The sequence below is a fragment of the Candidatus Villigracilis saccharophilus genome, from assembly GCF_016711665.1.
In genome coordinates, this window is record NZ_JADJSO010000055.1 from 24,846 (window position 1) to 50,647 (window position 25,802).

Sequence of the window (25,802 nt, forward strand, 5' to 3'; positions counted from 1 at the left end):
ATAATGGGAAGTGGATGTTTCACTTCCTGCTTTTCTTCTTCCATGACTGTTCACCAGTTTTCAAATATTCCGAATACCAAAGGAAAGTTGTCATCACCCATGCCAGCGCTTTGCAATATTCTTCGTGTTTCATTTCATCGTTCGTATTCCAAAACACAACTTTGACTTCAAAAGTTGAGTTGTTATTAACGTAATCTGGGACTTCAAGAGAGACCCTCAAATTGCCGCCGATCGCCAGTTTGTGATGCTTCAAAAAGGTTTCCCACAAGATGCTGCACAGTGTGTCGCGCATCATGATCAAGCCCATGTTGCTCCTGCTCTTCAGCCAGACCATTGCCTTTTTTAACTCTTCATACATCGCCTGGTTTTGCGGCAGGTTCAGGTAGTGGTGCAGCAGCCAGAGTGACTTCTCGGGTAGCAGGCTGTAGTTGAATATGTCGCTGTTTTTCCCGTATGAAGCGTTGTAGATATACAGCATCAGTTCGAAGAAAGCTTTCACTCTGTTCGCAGAATGACGGGCATCAGAATACGTTTGCACACGGCGTTCAAACTCGGGGAGCAATTCGTTGGCCTCAGGCAACAAATGATCTGGCGCGGTGATTTGACCAGACGCTTCGAGCGCTGCGCCGCTGCCCGCGCTAATTTGAACAATGGGTTCCATCCACAGGCTGCATGATTGCAGCGCTGTGTCAAACGATCTTCCCTCAAGAGCCCCGATCAGGATGTATCGCACATCCAATGCGAAATCATGCGCTTCGCTCACACATCCCAACGCTTCCTGCCAGACAGCGAGTGTGGGTCCTAGCTTTGACTCGGCTAGGTTGAAGACGAACAAAAGGTCTGGGACAATATCCTTGCTTAGCGCGTATGCCTGCCAGTTGCGGAACTTCTCCCGCGCGCGTTCGATGTTATTGCGGGTGATTTCCTGCTCGATTTCAACATAGAGTATCCCGTTTACTCGGGGGATCACCACGTCGCATCGGACTTCCCCGCTTTGGTATGGGATAACTTTCTCCACGGTAGAATGCATCCACTTGTTCTGAAAAGCATTGGTCAGAATGTTCAATTGCGCAAATCGATGGTTTAGATCCTTCTCGTCTTTGGGTTTATTCACACGTGCAATGATTGGCGGTACCAGAAGAAGTAAAACTTTTCTACCGAACTCAGTAAGAAGGTATGCCTGCTGAGGGCGACCATTTCTGGAAGCCAACCGCATGGGCATGGCTTCCAGTAGAGCGGGAAAATCCTTCGTAGGTTTGGATAGCCAGTTAAGTGTGGTGCGGATCACGCGCAATTCGACATCTTCGCCACACTCCAACTGGGCGAGAGTTTGATTGGTGATCCCGCAGTGTCTGCATGTTCTCAACGTCTGCTCTCGTATCGTTCCTTTTTTTCCCAGCGCTTCAAGGGCGTGTTTTTCAATTTCAGAAATACTCATTTTTCAAAAGTCCTTTCTCTATCCCTTCTTACTCGGGTTTTGACAGCCAGTTTTGACATGTTTTTAGGCAAAAAATCGCTATTTTTAAGCCTGGCTTTCTGGCGTATGCGCCAGGACGCCAGAGGTTTTGACAGTTTTTTCACTGCTTTCCTCGTGTTCGGATCGCTGTGATCAGTGCGTCGGGCGTTCCCTGCGCGGGCGGGTGTGCCCAGATGGACTGGGTCAGCATCGCCAGCCAGCCCAGCGGAATCACGTACATGCCAATACCGATCAATGCGTTCAAATAACCCGCTCCCTGTGACATCATCGGATCGCTCGCGATCGAACTGCCGAGCCCGAAATGGCGATACATGGCGAATCCCAATCCCGCCACCGCATACAATGCCTGGCCACGGATCGTATTCCAATGTTGGGCTGGTTTGTTGTATTGCTCGAGCCATGTCCCTGCCCAGCCTGCCAGTGACATGACCAGCAGAAACAACGGGACAGGCGCGGGCGCGAGCAGGGAAGCCAGAATCGCCATCCCGCCCGAACCCATCGCCCATATTCTTTGCTCCTGGGATGTGTATGCCGCGAAGAGGATGGTGGCGACTGCCAGGGCAAGAGTCTGGATATGATCGGCGGCGTAATATACGATCACCAGAAAACCATTGATGGTCCAAATAACGCCCTCCACGATATTTGATAAAGGGTCGCTCACTCATCCGCCTTGTCATATTTATTTTTTTCATGACTGAAAAACAAGACCAGCAACGAGTCCGTTTTGATAAGGAAGTTTTTCTTCGCGAGCAGATAATCATCAACGATGCGCTGTTCATCCGCTGATAGATCATCCATGCTTGATATCCATTCGCCCATGTATTTGCAGGTCATGGCGATGATTTCTGTTTCCTGTTTCTTGACTTCTGTTCCTGGTGCTGTTGTCATTTGATGATCACCACTTCCTTCAACCAGACGGAGAAGACACTGGCGCGATTAAAGCTGCGCGCTCCTGAGACTGGCGTGCCGGATGTGCGTCCGCTAAAGAGCATGTTCCAATTGCCAGGGTCCGCGACCTGCACATGATCTTTTGAAGCAGACCATGCGCAGCCGCCCCCACTGAATGAAAAATATGGATGGTGGAGATAGGCTTCGGGGTATCGAATGGATAATTCATTCAAGATCCAATTGCGCGATTCTTTCGAGAGAGATATGGATGCCGAGGCGGATGTAATACATTCGGAGTAGCTCTGTGTATGAGATACACATTGAAAACCAGTTTGTTCACTGTGGCCGCGCACGCCTTTTTTTGTGCAGTTGTATTGACCGCTGGCAGTCGTGCCTGGAACACATTCCTCGATCGGTTCCTGTGTGTAGTATGTGTAGATCGTTGGAGAGACAGACGCGGAAAATGAGACATCCACCCCGCGCTTGTCTGGGTCTTGTCCCACTACCAGCGGATATGGAGGATCAAGCAAGCTGGCAGAAGCAGAGATCGCTCCCAACTTGATGCTCGGGTCTGGACATGCGGTTGGTGGCAGTGGGGTGACAATTTCGGTTGGCGGCGGGGTTAGTGTGAGCGAGGTAAGCAGTGCCATTTGAGCTGCGGTACATCCCCCAGGAACTGTTGCACATTGCCCCGGGGTATACAGAAGCATGTAGCTATACAGGCTGCCATCAGATAAAGATTGACCGTGAGACTTTGCAGGAAATTAAATAACCCGGTTGGACCGAGGCTCCAAAGATTTGTTTGTCCGGAAATGACCTGGTTAAAGAAATCGGTCGCATTTGTGTTCGTTGGCAATCCAATATCCTGATTGCCAACCAGAGCGCCAAAAAACGCGCCAAGGCTCGCAAAGCCCACCACGTTCCCGTTATCTGAATTTACAGTTGAGAGTCCGCTGGTCCCCATTGTGCTGGCGGCAGACAGGAAGCCTGATTCGTTGGCATTTGCCGCCATGAAAAACAGGGTCGAGGCAGTGGGCATAACGATGCTGTTGCCGCTGGGTGTGTAATACACATGGAATTCGGCGGGGATCGAGCCGATCAACGGAATGTTCGGCATCCAATCGGCGGGTTGATTGACCACGCCGCCATCCGTCAGGCTGGCATAGTTGATCGATCCGTCTGGATTGACTACTTCCGCCCATGAACTGTTGGGGTCGACCGGCGGAGTTGTTCCCTGAGCGAATGCCGCGGGTGTCAGACTCGAAAGAAGAATAAAACACGCAAAGATCAGAAACAAAAATTGAATACGAGTTTTCATAATGATTTCCTGGTGTTATTAGGTGTACTTTGCCGCTTCCTGAGTGAAGAGGACACGCTCAAGCAGCCACTGCCTTGATGTTGGGTCAGCTTCGACGTGAATAAAAATATCCGCAGCTGTGTCAGACCAGGCAATGTTGATCTTCCAGATCTGCGATCCGTCTTCGAGTGTGTCAGCAACTTGAAGCATGGTTGTCGAGGCATCATTTTTTTGAGAGGCAGCATCCCATATCGCAGGCGCGTACATGCTTTGGAATAACAAACATCCTTTTTCTGTCATGCCGGAACAGACTGTGTTTTCCCATTCAGATCTTTCACCTGCGGGATCTGCTGAATACATTGCGGTAACAGCACGCATTGCAGGTTCGTCCTGAGGAGGAGGTGTTGGGGCGGCAAACAGGCGGGCGGGAAATCCCATGGAGAGTGCCAGGCTTGCGGCCCAGACTAAAAGTACAAGCGCCGTGAAAATTGTGATGGCACGCAGTGCGGCTGTTTTGGAAATTGTGATATTCATTTTTCCTCGAATTTTGGAAAGTCTATATAGGGTCCATACAGCACGCGGTTCAGGAGCCATTTCCCTTGCGCTCCGTCGTACACGACATGCAGATAAATATCGCTTTCGCTGGTTGTACAATTTTTCGCGATCTGACAATTTTCATGGATCGTCAGCACCGCTTTCCAGACCTGCGAACCATCATCGAGTGTAGCGACAACGTCGATGAGCTCGGCTTGATCGCCTGTTACATCCTGGCCTGCCTGCCAAAGAATAGAATCGAGGTTTTCTGTGAAGTAACCGCATCCGCCTTGGGTCATACGTTCACAAACCGCATCCAGCCAAAATGAATGCAGTCCATGCATTGGGGAGTACATCGATACAACTGCCTCCAAAGCATGGCGGGGATCAACGTCCATATCATTCTGGGCCTGTGCAGAAGACACAAGCAATGACGTTGATAGTAGAACGAGAAGAAGCGTAGTAAGAACTTTTATTTTTTTCATACTTTCATTTTCTCCATATTGGGAAAACGAAAAGACCCCTTCCGAGGTGGAAGGGGTCTTTTCGTTTTGTATTTTATTTTAAGATAGAATCCTGCCTTTGGAATAATCACAGCAGGGGCAAGTCAGAGTTTACTCGCCTTATGTCAGAACTGTCAAGCAGGTGATTTAATTTTTAATTTCTTGTAATTATTTGATGCTCCAGCTTCATTGTTTTAAACTCTTCGGGAGTTGGGATGTTTGGTTGAAGGCGGCAGAATTCGACAAGACCGCCGAAACTATCCAGGTGAATTTCGTTGTACCAAAAGAGATACTCAAAGGTCTCCCACCATTTTGGCATAAAGTTCAATAGTGTCACTCCAGTTGGGACTGCATGTAGTTCATCTGGCATCACCCCAGCCATAGAAGCAAATGTATAAGAAAGCGCTTGGGCTGGCAGGAAGATATAACCGCCGAAAACAACCCCAGAATAACAGGCCGTTATCGGTTCACCAATTCCTTTGTACTCAAAGCTGGGGTGGGAAACAATGTACTTTGCGATCACATCTTCCGTCGCCATCTTGCGCCATTCCATAAACTGGTAATAGGACAGTCCTTTGAACTCAGGCTGGGGCAGCGGTTGGCTCATCTGCCAGGTAAAATATAGGATCGGGATCAGCGTCGCAATTAGCAATGTGAGTAAAGTGGTTTTGAACAGCAGGGCAAGGCCTGCGAGAATAGTTTTCATGATTATTTGTTTTTCCTTGTGTTTTATGTTCTAAGATACAGAACATATGTTCCATATTACCCCCAGGAACATACAAAAGTCAAGTCCCCGGCAAACAGGGATTTTTCAGAGATAGTATCGTCGAACCCTAATCTGAATTCCAATTCAGAGATCCTGATTGCGGGGATCATTGAAATGGATACCTCATGGCCATCTTTACCATAAGAAGTGGAGACAAGCGTAAGCCGCAAAACATATATCGTATAATAAATCATGTGGAGTACGCCACATACATGTCATTCGTGATAAAAGTTGGTTTTCGCAAGGAATAAAATCACGATTGATCCAAAGGACGAGAATGTTCTTCAACAAAACCAAAGATTCACTCCTAAGTTCAGCCAACTCCAAATTCAGTATTGGTGATTTTCAGGGTGCGATAAAATTGTACAAAGAATACATCAAGAAGTGTACAGGGGAGAAAGACCAGAACTACCTGGGAGCGCTGCAAAACTTGGGAGTGTGCCATAAGAAGCTTGCTGATTTTGACATAGCCCTCATATATTATGAGCAAGCTTTGGATCTTTCCCGAAAAATCAAGTCTGCAGTTGAGGAGGCCAGCGCTTCGTCAAATATAGCGATTATTTACAAAAATCAAGGCAGTGAATTAATTAAAAGCGGCAAACTTAAAGAGGCAAAGGAAAAATTTACAAAATCTGAAGAGTTGTTTAATCAGGCAATAGAATTGGATTTGGAAATGGACAACATAGAAGGGGTCGCGTCGAGCCTTTTAAATCTTGGAAATTTATACAAAAACGATTTCAAAAATTCGCAAGCCATGAGCGTTTTCAAAAAGTCGATCGAATATTCAAAAAAAATCGACAACGACCTCATACTAGGGTCCGCATTGTGCGGAATTGGCAATGTCCATCTCCAGGTCGAGGAATACGACAAGGCGATAGAAAAATATCAAGAGGCTCTTTTAATCTTGCAGTCAACATCTAATTACGACACCAGGTGGCTAATCAATCTGACGCAGGCAAATTTACAAAAAGCAATTCAACAAAAAAATTCAAAATAACAACCAAGCCATGCTGTCCGAACACATATTTTCAGACCGAACTTATTGTTTTCTTGCGGGTGCAGGAGTTTCCTTTGATTCCCCCTCTAATTTACCGCTCGCCAGGGATATGGTCTATAAAATTGTGGAAGTCCTATCGATCGAAGAAAGCCTCAAAGTTGATATTAAAGGACAGTTTGACAGGGGAAATCTGCGATTTGAACAATTCATGGAATTAATATCTGAAATTTTCGACAGGGATCTTCAAGTTTTGAACCATCTGTCAAAATGCGATTCTCCAAATTTACTCCACAACCTGCTGGCAGAGATCGCGAATAACGATCATCATATATTTACAACCAATTTTGACTGCTTGATTGAAACGGCATGCACTCAAAAAAGAATACCGGTTCAAACAGTTTTCTCCAACGAACAGAAATGCAGAACCAACACAAAAATTGTCTGGAAACTTCATGGCTCCCTGCAGGATGAGCAAGGTTTGGACACAAGGAAAAGCATAGTTGCAACAATCACCAGGCTGGGGCAAAAAGGGGAATCGTTCAGCAATGACCCGTTTTTAAAGGAGATCTTTTTCGATAGAATTCAGCATCAAGATTTAATAATTTTGGGCTATTCAGGGTCAGACGATTACGACATAGTCCCCATGATCAGTCAAATAAAAAGCCGTCATAAAATATTCTGGGTTTTCCATGATACACAAATATCGCCATTCAAAGTGTTTGACTTTGCCACATTTAAAAAAGAACGTAAAATTATCCCTGATGCCATATACAAGATCCTTTCCCAGGGAAACTGGAAGGAAGAACAGCTATATATCATTGTGGGGCGAACTTCGGAAGTTTTATCTGCAATTCACAATATTTTAATTAAAAACAGCGGCTCTGACCATTACGAAATTGAATACAAAATTCCATCTCATTATTATTTACATTGGAGTTTCAAACACGCGCTGGAGGAATGGCGCAATCTGAGTTTTGCCGGGAAGTATTTCCTGCTTGCTGGGAATTACGGGGAAGCACAAAGTTATTTTCAGTTGGCTTTATCTCAATCTGAAGAAACGAAAGAGCTGTCGCCAAAGATTTATGTATTATTCTGTCTTTCAAGAACATGCATTAAAGATAACAGGCCGAAGGAAGCCCTTGCTTATCTGGAAACGATATATTCAATTCTAAATGGAGGCCAGAAAAGCCGATATTTTCAACTCGAGCAAAAAATTCTGAAGAGCGTTGGTAGGGATATGGTTGAATACGAACAACAGCTCGCGATTTGCCACAGCGAGTTAGGAAACTTCGAAAGCGCATTGGCAATCCTGCATAAAGCCGAATGTCAAAAAGATACCATCGAATATGCGCGCGGACTCTATGAGGAGGCGCGTGTCATGCGAAAAATGGGCAATTTTCCGAAAGCGCTTTCCCTCGTTGAAGAATCTGTCGGTATTCACAGAAAATATGGAAATTTGGAAAGCCTCTCCATTTGCCTGCCATTCTTGCTGGATCTTCTAATCGAGAAAAAAGATTTCAGCGAAGTAAAAGAACGCATTCCTGAATTGATTGGCATTTGCAAAATCACAAATAACGAGAAATTGATGTCTGAATGCCGTCAATTGTCGGAACAAATAAAATCGTATTGAACATAAAAACCACAAATAACTCCAAATGTTTGTGTGTCGCTGATATCCACATACTTTGACTGGAACAACAATTAGATAAATTGAAGAAAGACTAGCAATAGATATCCTTCGAGATTTTTCAAACCTCGAAGGATATTCATTTAAGTTGCAGAACAATTTACCGTATTATTTTTCCCGTTACTCCTTGTGCTGGCTACTTGATTCATCCGTTAGATTTTTTAGATTTTACGCAGGGCTTTCATCAAACGGCTGGTCTTTTCTCTCCAGGTGAGCTCGGTATTATACAAAGAACAGCGAGTGAAGAAATTTGCTCATCATGCTACCCCAAAAAATTCTGAAAGCAAAATAGCATGATGCTCCATAAATACGGGCGGATGCCTGGAGTAGACGGTACTGGTGTAGGCAAACGACAAGGATGTGAGGCAATATGTTTTGGACACTTAGCCCGACGAAGTCAGAGCGCTTGCCTCATATAAAGTCTCACCTTGTACCGGCAGAATCATTGTAGCTTTCGTGGGCCACTGGGTTGTCAACTGCTTGCCTGAGGTCATTTTGGCGATCAACCGTTCGGCGTTCATGCGAATCGCCTCAGAGGTGTGCCAACTGAAGGAGCCTGCCATGACGCAAGATGTACTATCATTACTGATCAGTGAACCCCTGACGTTGACTTGTATTGGACGGGGACCGCGCGGGTAATGGTATTTCGCAGACTGCACGTAGCAGTAAATCACCACAGCCAGCCTGTCTATCGCCCAGACAGGATGCGCCTGCAGCCCAGCGATTACCATCACTTTGACGATCGGGGATTCGGGTATGGTTATTAATACGCCGATTGAAAGACTGGAGCAATCCAAGCCGCCATCGATGTTGGATGTGGCGTATGTTATTGGCATTGGAAACTCCCTTGACTGCATTGAATTGAATTGCTCACACGCTGCTCCTGTAATAATTATGATGGCTTTGGACTATATTCATCCAGGTCAAACGCTGATCCCCAAAATTGATCAGCACACCGCCTGCCGCGCCGCGGTGTGCGTTTACACATGCCCGAACGCAATTGACGTCTGCTTGTGTGATCGTTGAAACGACAAGCAGGTTAACGATCAAAGTATCCTTATCCTGCACTATGAAGTCAGGGCTGTGTTCTGAAATTGGTTTGTCATTGATGCGCAGGATCAACAACGGATGTTCGTGCACAAGCAGGCGGGACGCGCGCATGGCATGCAGCAGGGATTTCAAATAGACTGGCTTTGGATAATGACAGCCCATATCGGTCCACACGCTGGTCGCGAGGGAGATCACAAGGCTGGTTAGGGGTGAGGTGGATAGGGTCATTCTTTAGCGGTTCCCATATTGCCTTGTGCGAGTCCGCTTCAGCACACGGCGATACGGCGGCATGTTGATCGAAAGGATCTGGCACCTGGAAGAATCCAATAACTTGTTCCATAAATTGGGATAGCTGAGAGTAAAAGCATCAGCGCTCAAAGTGGAAGTCAGTACTGTATGCAGCTGCGCGTTGTAGCGATAGTTCAACAGGCTATACAGCTTATCCTCCGCCCAGGCAGATCTCACTGTGCTTTCCTTCAGATCATCCAGGATCAATAACGGCGTTGCGCGGATTTCCTGGAAGCGCCGATCAAACGAAATATCTGAACTCGGGGAAAAAGTCTGACGCAGGTAATCGAACAGCGCAGAAACTTCAACCAGCATCGCCTGCCCGCCCAAGGCGATCCGATGGTTACCAATCGCCGCCGCGAGATGGGTCTTTCCACAAAACGATTGGCCTAAAAATAACAACCAGCCATTTGGCTCTTCTGAAAATCGAACTGCGGCGCTGAAGGATTCATGCAAAGACTGAATATCACCCGCTGTTATCTTGACGCGTGTGACAGCCTTGTCTTTATACTTCCCGCCAAACTTATCCTGTCTTTCGGTGATCGTGGTTACCATCACTTCACTGCCCAGCTCTTCTTCGCGCGTTTGGAAATTCTGAAACGTCATCGTCTTCATCTCGGGCAATAGAAGCATGGAAATACCAGGATTGCTGGTTTGCTCAGGACGGCGATAATCAGGCGCGCTGATCTTCAAATGCGTCACTAATTCAGCATCCTGTAAGCGTGAACGGACACGGCCTTCGATGGCATCCAACATCAAATTCGTTGTGAACACTGTCGCCAATTTGTTGATGTAGCGATAATTCAAAAGCTGGAATATTTTTTCCTGCGACCAGGGCGTGGCATTCTGTGTGCCAAAGTCATCGAGAATTAACAAATGAGCCGAACGGATCTCGTCAAAGCGTTGCTCGAACGTTGTTTCAGGATCGTTGAAAGCAAAGCGCAAAGAATCCAGCAGATCGGGGACGGTGATAAACAAAGTGGGCACGCCTTTGCTGACTGCCTTGTTTGCGATTGCTGCCGCCAGATGCGTCTTCCCGCAGCCATATCCACCTTCGAGCAAGAGCCAGCCATCGTCAAACTTTTCGCAGACTTCAAAAGCTTGATGCAAACTTTCTCTTTCCTGCGGTGTCATGAACTTTGCTTTTTCGTTTCCGGAAGCGTTGAAGTTTTCAAAACTTAAATTGCCAAGGCGTTCCAGATTGCTCAAAGCAAACAAGCGATTGCGAGCGCTCAGAGCCACATCCTTTGCTCGGCAAATACACGATTCCGCTTTGCCAAATTTTTCATGTCCGACCGGCACATCAAAACGCACGTACCCCGCACCCGCGCAGTGTGGACAATTCGGGTCACCCAGTGTTTTCGCCTCGCTGGCCGAACTCGGAGCACACTCTATATTCGAGCGTACCTGGGACAGCACATTGTTGATAGTTGCTTTCATGGATTACTCGTCCTCAAGATCGCCAAACAAACGGCGATACAGTTCTTGCTTGTGGATAGCTTGCAGATCGTGGAAATTCAGCATGTAGATTCCTGCCTCCAGATTTTCACCATGATCCACTCCAGCCAGATCTGTATCAAAAAGTGTTTTCAACACGAATGGGCTCAACTTTGCAAGGCGATTAAATTCACCGCCTGCACCGGCATTCACGTTCACGCACAGACGTTTGACAGCCAATCCGATCGGGTCGGAGATTTTAGAGCCCGCGGGGGAGTAAGCGTATAGGAGCCAGGAGACAAAACCTGCGGAAAGACTTGCAATACTGCGTCCAAATTTCTTGTTGGCTTTGAGAAGATTTACTTTGCTGCCGGGGTTGACCGAATTGTTACTCATCAAAAAATCAAAATCCCAAAAAGCCATATTCCCCACCCGTCCGCCCTTGCCTGTCTTTGGCAAGGCAGGCGTTGATTCAATTTCGGCTTCCTGAGACGGTTGGGGATTAAGAGTTAAGGGTTTAAGAGTTAAAGGGTTTGGTTTAAGAGTTAAAGAGCTTTTAACTATGCAAGTCGCGTCACGTTGGTGTGCAAGCAGCGTCAAGACGATCATGAAAGTAGCGTCAAGATAGTGTGCAAATGGCGTCACGACGATTGTGAAAGTAGCGTCACGATGGTGTGCAAGGGGCGTCATGCCAATTGTGAAAGTAGCGTCACGACCAACAGCAGTCAACCCTGCGAGGTTGTCGGTCAATGCCGCCTCCAAGATTTCGTGAGGCAGGTCTTCGAGCAATACATCAAACGTGCGTGCTGATCTGGCAAAGTCCTCGCTCTTTGGACCAGCCACTTCGCGCATGAAAACACGAACAACCGGATTTCTAAACATTCCAGGCTCGCTATGTTTTGTTGCGTTCTTCTGGTTGAACCAATCCCATACAGTTCTTGGACGTGACATCCCCAACCAGCCAGCAACCTCGGCATACCCGCCTTTGACCCTCACTCGATTACGCACCTCGCCGTTTTGAGGGTTTTCAAAGCACATATCTCGCAGGAGGATCAACATCCAACCCGGTCCTGCATCCAAATGCGGCAGGACATGCTGAATAAAAAAGAGCGAGATCACGATCAGATCATTCTGCGGCATTATGTGGGCTTGAAGCGCAGAGGCTAGACTATCCAACAACCCGTCTGCCAGAGCGTCCTTGAATAGTTCTCGCAGTAATGCGCGTACAGTCAATGGCCGATCTGTGTCTTTCGGTTGTGCATCCATCGGGATCAATTCATCCAGTGCAGTTGTTGCCGCCGCGCGCAAAACACCTTCTGCTTCGCCATGCTCCTGGATATGGGCAGCGATCCAAAGACGCAGTGAGCTTGTATCGACCGGCGTCAACGGCATGGTCATGGCAATCGTGTAGCGCCGAGGCAGGCGTCTGGGCGTTGATCCTTTGACCCATTCATCGCCGCCTTCAATGATCTTGACCAGCCCGGAAAGTTTTTCCCAAGTAGCAGGGTTATTGACGCGGTTCCAATATGTGCGCTCCGAAATGCCGCTCATGGATGCAAGCTGTTTCCCGGAGAAACGGCTGGACTTGATTCCTGACCGAGCGCCTGCGAGATATGCGGCCTGACGAAAACTGACATACATCCATCCCAGATCGGGACCAATGCCTCTAAGCCAGCGGCGAAAATAACCGGGCAGATACACGGCTCGATCCGGGCGAACGACCTGTTCGTATGCCGAGTCATAATCAGCGGGGGAAATATCCACAGCCTCATCATCGTGAATTTGTTCTTCATCCAGAGAGCTATCATTGGTTTCAACTTCAACAGAAAAATCATCCTGCGCAACTACAAAATCCACATGCACGTTCTCATTGAGAATTCCAACCAACAAACGATTGACCGTGCTCACAATGCGGCTCTCCAACCAGTCACGCGCATACGCATTGCGCACGGCAATGGTTAGCACACCGTCTGAATAGGACAAGGCTTTGGTATCGCGCACCCAGGTCTCAAAGGATGCACGCGGCATGTCGGTTTGAAGTTGTTCAAGAACGGATTTCCATGTTTCTTCGATGTTCATGTGTACCTGTTATTTGGAACGAAAATATTTTTATAGCGAATTTTGAAAAACGCCCAGGAAGGCTCAGGACGGGCGACTTTTTCAGAATGACCCAAGTGACCTATAAAGAAATAAGGGCGGCTGGTATTGCTTTATATTGAGCCTATGTAAGCGCTGGCATAAGCGACTGTGTATGCGTGTGTAAGCGTGGTGTATACGACAAGTAAGCGATGTCGCTTACACACTTTGTTAATATCAAAAAACTTGTGTGCTTTCGTGAGGAATAGGTGAGGTGAATTTTGGGCTACCATGTTGGACTCACTTTTTGCGACACAACAAAGGCCTCTTCTTTTAGTCTTAAGTGCCCCTGCTTGTGGGCTTCAACTGCGTAGCTCAAGAGGAACACAACCACTTCCCCAACGGAGACTTCCGTTCCAGCAAGCGCCTTGATCTGCATACCCACATCCTTTCCCCAACGATACGTTAGTACAATTTCTGAATTGCCCATTTTGATCGTGTGTTTCGCAGGTTGAATTTCCTGCGGCCATTCACTGGACTCTGCCCATGTCAAAGTCATTTTTCTGCGATTGGCGTTTGGGCGGGCTTCGATTACCAACTTACCTTGACGTACATGCGCCAATGAAAAACCCATCAGAGCATTGGCAACGCTTGAAGAGCTTGTCATGTGTTGATGAGCCAGGCCGAGAATGGTGGCTCGTATATCTTTTGCTTGTACATGAAGGGAGGATGGAATGCGATATGACATCCCGCGGTGCGCTCTATCCCAGGCGCGATTGTCCCGCTTTTGTGTCCGCGCTTGTGGAATGATATTGACGGGCTCCTGCGGGTTCTTTTTTAGATGAGCAAATGCATCCTGTCGAGACATGATTTTTCCTCTCTCCTGTGATTACGATAGCTTCACAACAATGCGACTCAGTTCTTCATACTCACGTGAAGCGCGGCTGGCGGGATCCATCTCGAAGATGGTCTTGCCTTCGGCAGCACATTCACGCAGAATCGTTGCGCGATGAATGGGGGATAGAACGTTTTCGCCAAAGTTGGCTTTTAGCTCAGCCAATGACTTGCTGCTTTCACTAGTTTGCTCATCATAAAAAGTAGGCAAGATGCCAGCCAGCTTGCCGGGCCAAGAATGCTGATCGCGAAGGCTGTTGAGTACTTCTGTCATCTGCGCCAGACCGTTCATTGACAGGAACTCAGTCGCAGTCGGGATCAAAACCAGGTCTGAGGCATAAATGGCGCGTTCCTGGATACCGCCAACGGAGGGAGCTGTATCGAAGATGATGTAGTCATATTCTTTTCCCAGCTGCTTGAACAATATACGGATCGAGTTGATCGTGCGGTTCTCGGCGTTGATCACGATCTGTGCCGTAGCAGTCGAGCGGTCACCGGGTAGTAAATCCAAGCCAGTACGTCCCGTATCGCGGATCCACTGGTGAATGTCTGAGTGGGAGTTGACGAGCGCGTTGAATACACCAGGCTCCTGATTGATACCCAGTGCGGTCGCGCATTGTCCTTGTGGATCAAAATCTACCAGCAGGACGCGGCGGTTACGCAACGCCAGTCCATGCGCGAGGGAGGAAGCGCTAGTTGTTTTTCCGACCCCGCCTTTTCCGTTTGGGGTTACGATATTTATGCTCATGATTTCATTCCTGTAATTGTTTTCAATAATTCCAGTCCATCAGCGCTTAGCTTCCAGGTATTCGTCTGAGAATCTTCAGAATCATCCAGTGAGTTTTCCACAAAACCTTGTTTGAGTAGTTTGTATGGAATCCCTCTGCCAAAGTTATTGATGACATCTGTGTTGCTATGTTCATCCAAGAAGAGCCAGCGCAATAGTCTTGCTTCCATGACACTAACGTTTGCGTTGCGGCATGATTTCGGATCAAAGCGATACAAGTCGTTTTTTATAAGAAGGTGTAGGGCAGTTAAGTGATTGTTCATTATTTATCCTTACTCCGAATTACATAGATATCGAGCATTGACCCAGCCTGCAATGGGGACCGAGATGCGCTGCCATAGTTCAGCTTGGATCATTTGGTTATTAGATTCAAGCAAAAGCTGGACTGTTTCACCTTCAGCCAAATACCCGCGCACTTCACTGCCTTCACCTGCTGCAAAGCGCACATGCAGTCGTCCGTTGGGGATGTCGGTACAGACCATCATGGCAACAGGGGTCGCCATGATGGTCGTATAGGTTGCACTCGGCGCTGGAGACGCTGATGGTGAAGAGACTGCTGTTGCAATCGTTTTGGGAGTGGTCATTTGCACTGCAAAGAACATCGCTGCTCCGCTCGCGATAAGGATCACTATGACCGCCAGCGCACCAAACAGATCTCTGCCTCTTTTGCGGAGCAGATTGGCAGGGGAATGTGCTCTTTGAACACGCTGGGCTGCGAGAATTTCTTCAAGTTTTTTTCGTGTAGTCATCAGGCTTCCACTTCTTCAACTTTCCAACGTTGGAACCTTGCATACTCAAATTCCTGTCTGGTTAAAATTCGGGTTGGCTCCACAACACACATGGTTCCTTCCTGTCCATTAAGACACCATGCGCTGTATGCCCGCACCCGAAAGTACCCATTTTTATGTGAGGCTTCGAGTACCACGCCATAGATTACCGGCAGATTTTCCGTCACGATCTCGTAGTAGTCGCCTTTTCTGATCTTCTCCTGCCAATCATATGGAAGTACCCATGCGCCTGTCAGAAAGTTGTAATAGGTTTGATCTATATTTTTCGCCATCATTTACCATCAGTAATTTCGTCGAGAGTGGTGTTGCCTTCAGTATCTTCGCCAAACAGAGCGCCTTCGATCATGGCCAGAGCGACCGGTTTTCCATTCATTTCCATGTTGATGGTCTGCACGCCGGACGAGCGATTGAGCGTTGCCAACGCTCCGAGCACAAGAGCCAGCGCCTCAGACAGGTGGGGCAGGCGGCTGACTCCCCGCCGCTGAACCTGGATTGCCCCCGGGCGTACAATCCGCCGCATCCCATCCAGGTTCAGTTCAAAGGAGCGTTTCGCTGTCCGGCTTAGGTAGGGTCCAGTTCCGTCTTGTTAAAACCGTTTCCTTTCACTAACAATGGCTCAGGCATATTCAATTGCCCATCACGCAGAGTATTGAAATCTTCTTCACTCACATTTGCAAAAGCAAAATGTGCATTGGGCTTGCCAATGTCATATCGGTCAGCATTCTTTTTTGCGACCAACTCATCGCCGGTATTGATCGCCTGCCAGTTCAGGACGCAATCAATTTTGGATGTGAAGCGGATCAGCTCACTATTTGCAAAAGCAGGCGGAACCAGTAATGAAGGGATGATCGTCGCTTGCGGCACACTGGCTGTTTGAGATGAATCAGAAGTGACCGGCTGTTCGTCAAATTGAGGTTCGATAACTTTCTTAGCCATCTCCGCCAAACGAGCCCTCATCTCTTCAATGTTGCTGCTAATGCCGCCACCAGTACTGGCCGCATTGCGAATGCCGATCTGGTCACGCAAACTATCACGTGTGGATTTCTCAACAGCATCCTGTGATTTCTTGATTTCGGCCAGCAGGACTGCCTTGTCGAGCGTGTCCTGTTTTGCCAGAAGATAGGACTCTGCGTACAACAAATCGCGCTCCATTGCAGTGATTTCGCTCATCTTCTCTCTGTGCAGGGCGTCTGCTTTGCGCTCTCCTCGACGGGCTTTGGTCTCAGGTGATGTCATGTGATAGATAAATCCTGCTACCACGTTTGAGACCACGACCAGAGGGATGGCGACCGTGGCAACGCCTGACAGAACACCGGTCATTGCGCCATCTTTCGCGCCGTACATCAGGGAGTCGGTGATCGAGGTCAGGATCACGCCTGCCAGGTCGATGATGAAGAAAGTCATCGAAGTCCAGTCCTGATATTTTGTGGATGAGCCAAAGATCCATACCAGCGACCAGGCAATAGCTCCAATGTCCAACCCCCATAGACCGACCAATGCAAGAATTTCAAAGCCAGTCGGGACAGTGGTAGTGAGGAAGTCATAGCTGCGCCAGGCGGTGTAGACCAATAGCACTGCGTCAAGAAGAAGAACAATCAGATCGCCGATGCCAATACCACCGTGATCGGTTTGTATTCCAACCTTGCCGGTGAGTTCGTCAGTCAGGGTACTTGTGTTACTCATGGTTTACCTCCAAAAGTTTTTGAAAGAAATTGATTCGGATTTTCGGGAACATTCATACCTCCAAGTTGTGGGGAAATCATCATCGCTTCTTATTTGATTTTTAAGAGTCTCTTTTCTGGTGACGGTTTTGGAACCTGGAACGGTATCTTCCGCATCTCGTTTCCATAACAACCATGCTGCATCAATACAAAAAATGACCGCCACAAGCACAAGGTCCAACATTTTCATTCGCATACCTCCAATTAGATTTTGTTATCCGACGCACGTCGGTCATTTTTTATTGAATAGCTACAGGATTGATTTCAAGCAAGTCTGACACGATTTCATCTGGTTCATCAATACCACTCTCAAGCTTCATATTTCCATTGCGGCGAATTGAACGCATGCGAATCGTTTCGTAGATCAAAAGAACCGAAAACAGGGCAGGAGGCAGGACTCGAAAGAATAGATCGGCAAATTGCCAGTGAGCCAGCAGCCAGATGGATCCGATGGATGCGCTGCCAATGAAAAGTCCGCCCGCGGCCATACCACCCCAAACCAATCTAGTGTTTTTGTTCAGAACGAAGAGCAACCAGCCAACTGACAACAGGATGACCGCAAACTGCAGGGCAATCACTGGAATAGCGGGTGAGATGGGGGAGTAGATTGTCTGGATGCTGGTGATGCCCAAGTAGTCACCGCCCAACCAGAGCAGCAACGCCACAATTCGCAACAACCAGGGTACGGAATACAGGATTGCACCCACTATTCCCAGAATGACGATCGCAAGAAATTCCAATAAATACTTGATGGCGTTGAAGACGAAGGTGAGCAGCGTTGAGATTATGTTCAGCATGATTCCACTTTTCTGCTTTCATGCGTTTCCTCCAACAATGGAAGCACCAGGATCACGTCATTCTTTTTTCCGATCACTTTCAGATTGTGAAAGCGCTGGTATTCAGGCCAGAGGGAAATTGGAATGTCGATAACCCTTCCTGGAATAGGGGAGGGGAGTTCTGTAACTGCAAGTTTTATGTTGTTTGTTGGAATTCTTGTTGGCATGTCTTTGTCGCCGCATTAAAAAATGATTCAGCTGAAACATTTCTTATAAGATGGTAGGTCAATGCGAAGCGCATATAGAGACTCGTGAAAAAATTATCCACGAGTCTTTGGCTCCATCAAATGGTCATATCCGGCTTGCCGAAGTTGTGCAATGACTGCGCCTGCGGGGATGCGGTATGTACGATTTCCAAACTTTACCACTGGGATTTGTCCCGTCTCGATCCAGCGGTATATGGTTTTGGTACTCACTTTCGCCCAATCGGCGACTTGCTGAATGGTTAGGAGCTCAATGCTGAAAAGTTTTTCTTGATCTGAATCTGATTTTCCGACTGACATAAATGTCCTCCTGAAGCCGGAATACAAAAAGCCGACTTCCGATGATTTTTCTCATCAAAAGTCGGCTTTTTGCCACTTTGTCAAAATGTTACGCACTGCGGTCCCGACGGGATTCGAACCCGCGATCTCGGCCTTGACAGGGCCGCATGTTAGGCCGCTACACCACGGGACCAACTAACTGAGCGGGCGATAGTTTACCATGGGGGTAAGGTCGTGTCAATAAAAAACCTTGAGCAATCTTATGATAGTTCCCGCTTGCCATTTGCCCGTCTGTGCATACACTCACCCCATATCTCTTGTGGATAGACAATTGAGTTTGTTCCAGGTAATTGCTCAATAGACAACCCTGTGTTTAGATCAATCCCAACTTGTTGATAGGCTTTGTAAATCAGTTGACTGCAATAAAAAGTATCTTCAGTTTCTGCATTGAGGAAATTTAGGTTGTAGGGTTTGCCTACTTGTGCAAGACAATAACTTGCGACTGTCGTACGCATTTCAGCTTCCTCGTTTTCCGTGAGACCTTGTCCCTCTAGCGGGGAGGCGATGCCGTAAAAAGTGTCAAACAATAATCCGCGTTGACGGGCCATGCGTTCGGCATCCCATATTGAATCAGGCACATCGAATGTAATTACTCCGCGTGAACCAGCTTCGACACAGCGTCCCTCTGGACCAACATACATCATTACATGGTCTACATCACCTGGAACAAGGCGACCCACCAGACGCCAGAATTCGCCCGGTAGGATGTCGGGTTTCCCGTTACTGGTGCAGATAATGTCGCCTGTTTGTACGACCAAGCCTTCGATTTCAAATGTGTAGATCATAATTAATTCGTACTCATTATACGGGAAAATATCTCAAACGTTTCAAAAATAAAACCCGCCTCTGATGAGACGGATTTCTATCTTTCTAGTCTAAAACTTATCTGGTTTTTCGTGGCGCGAGTCGATTCCTGCCATAACTCTTTGGCGTGGGAGCGGGGCGCGGCGGGCGACGCGAGTCTTCCCGGGGTGCGCCCCTGCCTCTTGCACCGGAATCTGTTTTTGGCGGGGCGGGGGCCGTATAGTCGAAGTCTTCCAGCGTCTCTCGCTTAAGCGGACTTCCCATGATGCGTTCCAAAATTCGGATCATGTCGTTATCTTCGTGCGTGACTAATGTGAACGCATCACCTGTACGTTGCGCGCGGCCCGTGCGTCCGATGCGATGAATGTATGCATCTGCGGTGTCAGGCATATCGTAATTGATCACGTGTGAAATACTCTCAACATCCAAACCGCGCGCGGCAATATCGGTCGCGACCATGATCTGATGCGTTCCATCTTTAAAACCCTTGAGCGCAGATTGTCGTTGTCCCTGTGAGCGGTCACCATGTAAGCTGGTAACTTTGTGTCCGGCGCGTTCAATTTGCTGCGCTACTTTTTGCGCGCGATATTTTGTGCGCGCAAAGATCAATACAGAGTTGGTGTCTGTTTTCTTTAGTAGCGCTAATAGTAATTGTGACTTCAAGTGCGATGGCACGGGATAGAGCGCGTGCGTCACGGTATGGGCCGGGCGACTGATACCCATCGCGATCTTTTGTGGATTCTTGAGCGTGCTAGTCGCAAGGAATTCAACTTCGCCTGGGAAGGTCGCCGAGAACAACATGGTCTGTCGGGTGGTCGGTAGAACTTTGATGATGCGCTTTACATCGGGTAGGAAACCCATATCAAACATGCGGTCAGCTTCATCGAGTACGAGGATTTCGATTTTATCCAAACGAGCTTGACCCTGGTTGACGAGGTCTAGAAAACGACCCGGGCAGACGATCAGGATCTCTGCGCCTTCACGCAGTGCCTTGACCTGGGGTGCGGGTCCGACGCCGCCGTAAATGGTTGCGCTGCGGAGCTTGGTCCCAGCTGACAGTTCCTTCACAACATCGTGGATCTGTTCAGCCAGTTCGCGTGTGGGGGTGACAATTAACGCGCGCGAAACATGGCGCGGACCTTCAAGTAGTTTGTTCAAAATAGGAAGGACGAACGCGGCGGTCTTGCCTGTGCCTGTTTGTGCGGTACCGATGATGTCACGCCCGCGGATGGCAGCTGGAATGGCGGCTTCCTGAATGGGCGTGGCTTTTTCATAGCCCGCCTTTTTGATTCCCTGCATCAGGCGGGAATCGAGACTGAATTGTTCGAAGTTCAAAATATTCCTTTTCTTCAGAAGTCTATCAATGTTGGGAAAGTGAGCGAATGCTCAAATAAAAACAACGCGGACTGCTGATCTAGTGAGTCAGCGGATTTTAAAATCAGGGACTCGATAATTTGGTTGTAGAGAGATTATAGCACTGAAAATTGTCTGAAATGCGTTGCGCCTGACCTTAAATTAGGCAAGGTGTGATGAAGCACCCTTTTGTAGACTCATCTCAGCCTTTGTCAACAAAACCACCGCGACAAGAATTATCCCGCCGCCCAGCATAACGATTGGCAATAGTTTTTCGCCAAACAGCCAGGCGGCAAGCAGCACTGTGACAACTGGTTCCAGCGTCGATAGCATTGCCGCGTTGGTGGGGCCGATCCGTTCAAGTCCCGCTAAAAATGTGACCACGGGGATGATGGTGGAGATAATGATGATACCCAGCATGGCCAGCCAGCCTGAACTGCTAGCGGGGAATTGGACACCGTTGATGAGGGTCAATAGTCCGTACACTGCGCCAGCTGAAGCGAAGATAACGGTCGACGATTGGACTGCCGTGACATGCTTCATTACATTTGTGCCGACAATGATGTAAATTGAATAGATTAATGCGGCTGTGATCGCCATCAGCACACCTATTAGCTGTCCGCTGACAGGACCGACGGTCAGTGCCGTTCCTGTCAGGGCGAGGATCAGAGCAAGGATTTTTACCCTGGTGATCTTTTCGCGCAAAAATATGGTCGCAAGGATGGCAACAAAAAATGGATACAAATATAGAAGTAGCGCCACCAATCCAGCGGATGCATAGTTGATGGCGGTCAGATACATAAAGGATTGACCGACATATCCTAATGCACCCATGCCGACAAGCTGTCCAAGGATCTTTCCGCGCGGGAAATGCTCCTTTCGCAGAAGCAGGATCACGGTCATGAAAGAGGCGGATATCCCAAACCGCAAAAGGAGGACAGTGTATATATTCATCCCATCGTCGTAAACATAGCGTCCAAAAATGGCGAGTGTCCCAAAGGATGCTGCGGAGATGACGATCAACAGGATTCCGAAAATTCTTTTCATAGCATGCTTTGGAGGAATTTCCGGATTTCCCCAGCTGTCTTACTCCATGAAGGCTGTTGCGTGTAACGATTTCTGGCGTTGATGGATATCTTTGTGAGCAGATTCCGATCTGATGCAAGCTGGGAGATGTGAGTTGCAAGTGATTGGTGATCGTTTGGTTTGATCAGGTATCCAGTTTTCCCGTCTTCAATGATCTCGCCTGCCGCGCCTGCTGTCGTACCGATGGCAGGTAGGCCGAATCCCATCCCTTCGAGATAAACGATGCCAAATCCTTCATAAGAGGATGGAACGATCAACATATGCGCTTGTTTTAACTTCTGTATAAGAGGTTCATTGTCGAGCGGACCATGAAGATATATTGACGAGGAAAGATTGTTTTCAGAGATGAAGGATTGAATCTTTTTTGTGTAGGCAGGTTCAGAGGTCAGCGAGCCGACAATATTTACTACAACCTTTGATTTTTGGTTGTTGACGGCCTGAAGCAGTGTGAATAATCCCTTGCGCCCGATAATGTTTCCGAGAAAAATAATTTTTAGTGGTTCGCTCTGAGCGCGTGTTTCTATTTCTTTTTCCGAGATTGCATCACCAAATCTGTCTGTTGGCGGGTAGGCCACCATAGATGGTTTGCCGTGATTTATTAATCCATCAACCACCCCCATTGTTGTTTTGGAATTAAAAATATATCCATCAACACTTTGCAGGTATTTTTTTTCAACGATACGGTACAGATCATTTTGCCACTTGGGCCTGAGTTCAGAACACCTTAAGTGATGTACGAGGCTGATGATGGGGCAGGGGTGTCTGCCGCTATTTGCGTTGATCAGAGATGGGTGATTGAGTTCATCCTGAATAAAAATATCAAAGTTTGATGGTAATCGAAAAGAGAGATTGTCGGCAAGGTGCGCACCATAATACCGCCAGGGGAGACTGATGATCTCGACGGTGTCGCCCTGTACCTGTAAATATTCCACCAATTTGCGGTCGTACATATATCCGCCGCTGAGGGTGTTGATCGAACCGTAAATGATGAAGCCGATTTTCATGCGCGGTTAACGCTGAAGGCCGCCCACGCGTTTTCATGTTCCCAAAGAACCACTTTTAGCTTGGATATGTTCTTAGCGTTGATGCGTTCATTCAAGGTCGTTGCCAGGATGCGTGAGAAGTGCTCAATTGATGGATTTAAACCCGCGAATTCAGGTCTGTCATTCAACATTTGTTCGTTGTAGTGACAAACAACCTCATCAAGATGCTTTTCCACATCAACGATATCCACAAGGTAACCGTGTTGATCAAGTTCTGCTCCCTTGAGTTGTAGTTCAAGTATGTAATGATGTGAGTTGGGGAAGTTCTCTGGTCCCCAATCTCCGCCAATTAAAAAATGGCGTGCTATAAATTCGCGGCGGACAGCAAGGGTGTACATGATGGCGTGCTCCATTTTTAAGTGTCAGGGTCAATGGCTATGGCTTGACTGCCTGCATGGTGAGTATATTATTTTTTCTCGTGATCGGCATGGCAAAATCAAAGTTACTGATGCGGGTGCAGTAATCCAGATCTGATTCGGGGAATTCAGGCTGATTTGGGTCGAGGTGCTGGACGGCATCCCTTGAATCGTAAACGCGTTTTACAATGGGCGCTTTTTCTGGATTTTGACCTGTGAGTAATTTTTCCAAATATTCAGCGCAGGACAGATCTTCGTCGTTGTTGTAGCCGCCTGTGATTACAAAAGTTAATTCGGGAGGAGCGATCATCAAAATATAATTGACAGTTGCGCTCGCCACCACAAGGCTGGCTGCGAGCATTATATCCGCATTCGCACAGCGGACCACACCTTGAGTTCCTGCACCCGTCCGTTGGATGAGGGTTAGGCCAGTTAGGTTTTCGTTGAAAATCTGAGTAGGTGAATTGCCATATTCAAAACCTGCTGGCGGAAGTCCGCCAACTTCTCCCATGGCTTTTGAATTTGGGGTCTTGGTTTTCAATGTGAGAGCTTCTTCCACGCTGCTGACCAGCATAATTTGTTTTGCTCCGCGGGAAAAAGCATAAGCAGCATTGGAGAAGGCGCGTAAAACGTCAATGACCAGAACAACACCCTGGGCAGTGTGACAGGTTTCGAGTGTGGCGTAATGAAATTTCATGGCAAATTGATTTTTTGGAGAATTACGCCGATAACAACCGCGACGAAGGAAAGAAATAACAAGCAGGTGTTAAGCCTGCCAAGAAATTTCATCCTGGGTGGAAGAATGTTCGCGATCCCAAAAAACAATAAGGTTGCGCCCAGTGCGAAGACTTTCCAAGTATGAGGGTCGTTGAAAATTGCTATTCGGCTTGGACGGGTGTCAACGTATTCGATCATATTAAGAGAAATCAACATATCAAGCACACCCGAAATTATAGGGAAAATGCCGAGAAAAACCACAACCAGGTATTTTTTCCCTTTTTCAGTTGAGCTTGTTTGATTATGATTTTCCATATTCAAAAATAACCTGTAGCGTCTCTTGCGGGTTTTCATCCAGCAGTTGATATGCTTGATCGGCTTCTTCAATTGGAAAACGGTGCGTGATCCATTTTTCAGGCTTGATTCTTTCCAAGGCTTTCCAGGCAACATCAAAGCGCCGCGTTTTGTCCCATCTGCCTGATAATTCTGGTGAAATTGTACTGACCTGTGAGGAGATCAATCTGATGCGTGAGCGGTGGAATGTGCCGCCTAGGTCGATCTCAGCACGTTTTTCCCCATACCATGAGCCAACGATGATTCGTCCGCTGAAAGTGGTTAATTCAATGGCGTCATTTAGCGCTGCAGGTGAGCCGCTGAGTTCAAAAGTCAGGTCAAATTTTTCATGCGTATAGACATTTGGCTCGCTTTTGAAATCAAGAATGTTGGAATCAAAGGAGGTCACACCGCTGATTTCAGAGGATGCATTTCGGCGTAATTTGTAAAGATCCGCTGTTGCTAATTTTTCAAGTGGAAATTCGCTTAACAATGAAGTGGTTAATAATCCCACAACTCCCTGACCAAATATAAGCACTCTTTCGCCTAATATCGGAGCGCCGTCTTGTACCAGGTTAACAGCTGTTTCCATATTCGGTAGAAAACAAGCATTTTCATCAGATAAGGATTCAGGAATTGGAATTAAGGTTGATGGATGAATGATGAATGAAGAAGAATGCGGATGAAAAGCAAAAACAAGCTTACCCAGCCATTTTCCATTAACCGCCTTGCCAATTTCAACTACCCGTCCCACGCACGCATACCCATATGCCAGCGGATAATTCATTTCACTGCTGACGCCATCGTGCTTATCCGTGATATTGGGAAATTGTCCGCGGTAGACCAGCATCTCTGTTCCAGCGCTGATAACCGAACGCGTAGTCTCAACCAGGACATCATCCTCTCTTAAAGAGGGTAGTGCTGCTTCGCGGACTTCAATTTTTTTAGGGGAGGTGAAGTGTAGGGTGCGTGCTTTTGATGTCATCAGAGGTTTGGTGGGATGAGAGGAATACCAGTCATGCGCGTGTGTTGTCAGTACAGAAAATGGGCGGTATGACCGTCAGCTTGAGGAAAGAGTATATGCACGGAAGTTTATTTTCGTGTTGCAGATGGCGGTTTGGAGGGATAGCTCGGCATATCGCGGCGGAACTCATAATTGTCCATGATCGCCTGAATAACCTTCTTTTGTTCGTCTGGAAGTGCTTTGAATTCAAATCCAATATTAAAAAAATCAGGGCTGATATCCTTTTGGCACCATACTACGCGGGCTGGAACGGTCATTCTGGCAGCTTTTACTTTGGGTAGGTCAGGCAGTTCGATTGCAAGCGTTACTTCAAAGTTGATTGTTACAGCCTTGCTTCCGATCACCATTGCACCTTTTAAATGTAAATCAGCGAGATAACCAATCAGATAGCCGCCATACAGGTCAAATACCTGTGTATAAGAGATCAAAGTTTTGCGTGGTTCTGTTCTGCGTTCCTGCATGTCAATAGTTTACATCAAACCACAATGTTTTTCATTACTACTTTGTGGTAAAAATAC

Annotated in this window: 32 protein-coding genes and 1 tRNA gene; 2 read left to right on the plus strand and 31 right to left on the minus strand. The window is 47.5% G+C overall.

Going from position 1 to position 25,802, the window contains the following annotated elements; translation table 11 throughout:
* Window positions 1-19: 19 nt before the first annotated feature.
* The 8 genes from IPL17_RS17475 to IPL17_RS17510 all read right to left on the minus strand — a co-directional run bounded on the left by IPL17_RS17475 (window position 20) and on the right by IPL17_RS17510 (window position 5,405).
* Entirely contained in the window at window positions 20-1,438 is a 1,419-nt protein-coding gene (locus tag IPL17_RS17475; protein ID WP_345308370.1) for a hypothetical protein, read from the minus strand.
* 139 nt (window positions 1,439-1,577) lie between these two features.
* Window positions 1,578-2,138: a hypothetical protein gene (locus IPL17_RS17480; protein WP_345308371.1), complete on the minus strand. Its 561-nt coding sequence runs from the start codon at window positions 2,136-2,138 to the stop codon at window positions 1,578-1,580.
* On the minus strand, window positions 2,135-2,365 hold the full coding sequence (locus IPL17_RS17485) for a hypothetical protein (protein ID WP_345308372.1): 231 nt from the start codon (window positions 2,363-2,365) through the stop codon (window positions 2,135-2,137). Before IPL17_RS17485 ends, IPL17_RS17480 begins: the two co-directional genes overlap by 4 nt.
* Window positions 2,362-3,015 carry a hypothetical protein gene (locus tag IPL17_RS17490; protein WP_345308373.1) on the minus strand — a complete coding sequence of 218 codons (654 nt, stop codon included), beginning with the start codon at window positions 3,013-3,015 and terminating at the stop codon, window positions 2,362-2,364. The genes IPL17_RS17485 and IPL17_RS17490 overlap by 4 nt, the downstream gene beginning before the upstream one ends.
* On the minus strand, window positions 2,988-3,683 hold the full coding sequence (locus IPL17_RS17495) for a hypothetical protein (protein WP_345308374.1): 696 nt from the start codon (window positions 3,681-3,683) through the stop codon (window positions 2,988-2,990). The genes IPL17_RS17490 and IPL17_RS17495 overlap by 28 nt, the downstream gene beginning before the upstream one ends.
* An 18-nt stretch (window positions 3,684-3,701) precedes the next feature.
* A complete protein-coding gene (locus tag IPL17_RS17500; protein WP_345308375.1) occupies window positions 3,702-4,196 on the minus strand; it encodes a hypothetical protein in 495 nt (164 codons plus the stop codon).
* On the minus strand, window positions 4,193-4,681 hold the full coding sequence (locus IPL17_RS17505) for a hypothetical protein (RefSeq protein WP_345308376.1): 489 nt from the start codon (window positions 4,679-4,681) through the stop codon (window positions 4,193-4,195). Before IPL17_RS17505 ends, IPL17_RS17500 begins: the two co-directional genes overlap by 4 nt.
* A 172-nt stretch (window positions 4,682-4,853) precedes the next feature.
* A complete protein-coding gene (locus tag IPL17_RS17510) occupies window positions 4,854-5,405 on the minus strand; it encodes a hypothetical protein (RefSeq protein WP_345308377.1) in 552 nt (183 codons plus the stop codon).
* A gap of 337 nt (window positions 5,406-5,742) precedes the next feature.
* On the opposite strand from IPL17_RS17510, the gene IPL17_RS17515 reads away from it, so the two are divergent.
* Both IPL17_RS17515 and IPL17_RS17520 read left to right on the plus strand, forming a co-directional pair.
* On the plus strand, window positions 5,743-6,462 hold the full coding sequence (locus tag IPL17_RS17515; protein WP_345308378.1) for a tetratricopeptide repeat protein: 720 nt from the start codon (window positions 5,743-5,745) through the stop codon (window positions 6,460-6,462).
* Window positions 6,463-6,472: 10 nt separating this feature from the next.
* Entirely contained in the window at window positions 6,473-8,092 is a 1,620-nt protein-coding gene (locus IPL17_RS17520; protein ID WP_345308379.1) for an SIR2 family protein, read from the plus strand.
* Between the two features lie 440 nt (window positions 8,093-8,532).
* Here IPL17_RS17520 and IPL17_RS17525 read toward each other — a convergent pair whose 3' ends face one another.
* The 23 genes from IPL17_RS17525 to IPL17_RS17635 form a co-directional block, all read right to left on the minus strand.
* Window positions 8,533-8,985, minus strand: a complete 453-nt coding sequence (locus tag IPL17_RS17525; RefSeq protein WP_345308380.1) for a hypothetical protein — start codon at window positions 8,983-8,985, stop codon at window positions 8,533-8,535.
* A gap of 34 nt (window positions 8,986-9,019) precedes the next feature.
* Window positions 9,020-9,427, minus strand: a complete 408-nt coding sequence (locus IPL17_RS17530) for a GxxExxY protein (protein ID WP_345308381.1) — start codon at window positions 9,425-9,427, stop codon at window positions 9,020-9,022.
* Between the two features lie 3 nt (window positions 9,428-9,430).
* Window positions 9,431-10,927 carry an ATP-binding protein gene (locus tag IPL17_RS17535; RefSeq protein ID WP_345308382.1) on the minus strand — a complete coding sequence of 499 codons (1,497 nt, stop codon included), beginning with the start codon at window positions 10,925-10,927 and terminating at the stop codon, window positions 9,431-9,433.
* 3 nt (window positions 10,928-10,930) lie between these two features.
* Window positions 10,931-13,003 carry a DnaA N-terminal domain-containing protein gene (locus tag IPL17_RS17540; RefSeq protein ID WP_345308383.1) on the minus strand — a complete coding sequence of 691 codons (2,073 nt, stop codon included), beginning with the start codon at window positions 13,001-13,003 and terminating at the stop codon, window positions 10,931-10,933.
* A gap of 283 nt (window positions 13,004-13,286) precedes the next feature.
* The gene (locus IPL17_RS17545) at window positions 13,287-13,868 is read right to left on the minus strand and encodes a hypothetical protein (protein ID WP_345308384.1); all 582 of its coding nucleotides are present in this window, start codon (window positions 13,866-13,868) and stop codon (window positions 13,287-13,289) included.
* 21 nt (window positions 13,869-13,889) lie between these two features.
* Window positions 13,890-14,642, minus strand: coding sequence for a ParA family protein (locus tag IPL17_RS17550; protein ID WP_345308385.1), 753 nt, complete (start codon window positions 14,640-14,642; stop codon window positions 13,890-13,892).
* Entirely contained in the window at window positions 14,639-14,944 is a 306-nt protein-coding gene (locus IPL17_RS17555; protein WP_345308386.1) for a hypothetical protein, read from the minus strand. Before IPL17_RS17555 ends, IPL17_RS17550 begins: the two co-directional genes overlap by 4 nt.
* Window positions 14,945-14,953: 9 nt before the next feature.
* Window positions 14,954-15,430 (minus strand): SH3 domain-containing protein, encoded by a 477-nt coding sequence (locus tag IPL17_RS17560; protein WP_345308387.1) that lies wholly within the window; start codon window positions 15,428-15,430, stop codon window positions 14,954-14,956.
* Complete coding sequence (locus IPL17_RS17565) at window positions 15,430-15,741, minus strand: hypothetical protein (RefSeq protein ID WP_345308388.1); 312 nt, start codon at window positions 15,739-15,741, stop codon at window positions 15,430-15,432. The genes IPL17_RS17560 and IPL17_RS17565 overlap by 1 nt, the downstream gene beginning before the upstream one ends.
* Complete coding sequence (locus IPL17_RS17570; protein ID WP_345308389.1) at window positions 15,741-15,989, minus strand: hypothetical protein; 249 nt, start codon at window positions 15,987-15,989, stop codon at window positions 15,741-15,743. The genes IPL17_RS17565 and IPL17_RS17570 overlap by 1 nt, the downstream gene beginning before the upstream one ends.
* A 41-nt stretch (window positions 15,990-16,030) precedes the next feature.
* Window positions 16,031-17,152 (minus strand): hypothetical protein, encoded by a 1,122-nt coding sequence (locus IPL17_RS17575; RefSeq protein WP_345308390.1) that lies wholly within the window; start codon window positions 17,150-17,152, stop codon window positions 16,031-16,033.
* Between the two features lie 277 nt (window positions 17,153-17,429).
* Window positions 17,430-17,987: a hypothetical protein gene (locus IPL17_RS17580; protein WP_345308391.1), complete on the minus strand. Its 558-nt coding sequence runs from the start codon at window positions 17,985-17,987 to the stop codon at window positions 17,430-17,432.
* 299 nt (window positions 17,988-18,286) lie between these two features.
* Window positions 18,287-18,529 carry a helix-turn-helix domain-containing protein gene (locus IPL17_RS17585; protein ID WP_345308392.1) on the minus strand — a complete coding sequence of 81 codons (243 nt, stop codon included), beginning with the start codon at window positions 18,527-18,529 and terminating at the stop codon, window positions 18,287-18,289.
* 98 nt (window positions 18,530-18,627) lie between these two features.
* Window positions 18,628-18,701: transfer RNA gene (locus tag IPL17_RS17590), tRNA-Asp, on the minus strand.
* A 67-nt stretch (window positions 18,702-18,768) separates the two neighbouring features.
* The gene (locus IPL17_RS17595) at window positions 18,769-19,353 is read right to left on the minus strand and encodes a YiiX/YebB-like N1pC/P60 family cysteine hydrolase (protein WP_345308393.1); all 585 of its coding nucleotides are present in this window, start codon (window positions 19,351-19,353) and stop codon (window positions 18,769-18,771) included.
* Between the two features lie 97 nt (window positions 19,354-19,450).
* Complete coding sequence (locus IPL17_RS17600) at window positions 19,451-20,707, minus strand: DEAD/DEAH box helicase (protein ID WP_345308394.1); 1,257 nt, start codon at window positions 20,705-20,707, stop codon at window positions 19,451-19,453.
* Between the two features lie 180 nt (window positions 20,708-20,887).
* Window positions 20,888-21,772 carry a DMT family transporter gene (locus tag IPL17_RS17605; protein WP_345308395.1) on the minus strand — a complete coding sequence of 295 codons (885 nt, stop codon included), beginning with the start codon at window positions 21,770-21,772 and terminating at the stop codon, window positions 20,888-20,890.
* Window positions 21,769-22,815: a glycosyltransferase family 4 protein gene (locus tag IPL17_RS17610; RefSeq protein ID WP_345308396.1), complete on the minus strand. Its 1,047-nt coding sequence runs from the start codon at window positions 22,813-22,815 to the stop codon at window positions 21,769-21,771. Before IPL17_RS17610 ends, IPL17_RS17605 begins: the two co-directional genes overlap by 4 nt.
* Entirely contained in the window at window positions 22,812-23,192 is a 381-nt protein-coding gene (locus IPL17_RS17615; RefSeq protein ID WP_345308397.1) for a 6-carboxytetrahydropterin synthase, read from the minus strand. Before IPL17_RS17615 ends, IPL17_RS17610 begins: the two co-directional genes overlap by 4 nt.
* A 37-nt stretch (window positions 23,193-23,229) precedes the next feature.
* Complete coding sequence (locus tag IPL17_RS17620; protein WP_345308398.1) at window positions 23,230-23,907, minus strand: 2-phosphosulfolactate phosphatase; 678 nt, start codon at window positions 23,905-23,907, stop codon at window positions 23,230-23,232.
* Window positions 23,904-24,248: a hypothetical protein gene (locus IPL17_RS17625; protein ID WP_345308399.1), complete on the minus strand. Its 345-nt coding sequence runs from the start codon at window positions 24,246-24,248 to the stop codon at window positions 23,904-23,906. Before IPL17_RS17625 ends, IPL17_RS17620 begins: the two co-directional genes overlap by 4 nt.
* Window positions 24,229-25,245, minus strand: coding sequence for a zinc-binding alcohol dehydrogenase (locus tag IPL17_RS17630; protein WP_345308400.1), 1,017 nt, complete (start codon window positions 25,243-25,245; stop codon window positions 24,229-24,231). Before IPL17_RS17630 ends, IPL17_RS17625 begins: the two co-directional genes overlap by 20 nt.
* A gap of 107 nt (window positions 25,246-25,352) precedes the next feature.
* Window positions 25,353-25,745 (minus strand): PilZ domain-containing protein, encoded by a 393-nt coding sequence (locus IPL17_RS17635; protein ID WP_345308401.1) that lies wholly within the window; start codon window positions 25,743-25,745, stop codon window positions 25,353-25,355.
* Between the last annotated feature and the right edge of the window lie 57 nt (window positions 25,746-25,802).